The sequence below is a fragment of the Microvirga sp. KLBC 81 genome, assembly GCF_003075415.1.
Classification (GTDB): domain Bacteria; phylum Pseudomonadota; class Alphaproteobacteria; order Rhizobiales; family Beijerinckiaceae; genus Microvirga.
In genome coordinates this window covers 1-677 of record NZ_QDAH01000305.1, presented here as the reverse complement: position 1 = coordinate 677, position 677 = coordinate 1, and the positions used below count along the sequence as shown (strand labels likewise).

General features: G+C 65.4%; 1 protein-coding gene. It reads left to right on the top strand.

Annotated elements, in window-relative coordinates:
- Nucleotides 1–671: Crp/Fnr family transcriptional regulator (locus DC522_RS33910; protein WP_133239470.1), on the top strand; the 671-nt coding region annotated here is incomplete at its 5' end.
- Nucleotides 672–677: the final 6 nt, after the last annotated feature.

Here is a 677-nt window from a genome sequence, read left to right as displayed (position 1 = left end):
CGGACGACTTCGCCTTCCTTGAGCCGCATCTTGAGATGGTGAGCTTGCCGAAGGGCACGGTGGTCTATGAGACCGGGGACCTGATGCCGTACGCCTATTTTCCGCACGACAGCATTGTCGCCCTCATCACCGTTCTGGCCGACGGCAAAACCGTCGAGATGGCGGTGTTCGGGCGCGAGGCCGTGTTCGGGCTGGCCAGCGCTCTGGTCACCCGCCAGGCGCTGGGGCGCTACGTGGTCCATGTCACCGGCCGCGCCTCGCGCATCGACATGAACATCCTGCATCAGGCCTTCGACACCCGGCCGGTGCTGCGCGAGATGTGCCTGCGCTTCGTCGAGGCGCTGCTTGCCCAAGCCTTCTACTCCATGGCCTGCAACACGGTGCACAGCGTGGAGGCGCGCTGCTGCCGCTGGATTCTCAGCATGCAGGACCGGGTCGGCCGAAGCACCTTGCCGCTCACCCATGAGCACCTGGCCGAGATGCTGGGCGTGCAGCGCTCCACCGTCAGCATCGTTGTGCGCGCGCTCCAGACCGCCGGGCTGATCCGGCAGGGCCGCGGGCTCATCACGGTCACGGATCGCCAGGGGCTCGAAAACACCGTCTGCGAGTGCTATGCGATTACGCGAAACCGCTTCGAACGGCTTCTGCCCCACACCTTTCAGAATGACTGAGACCGG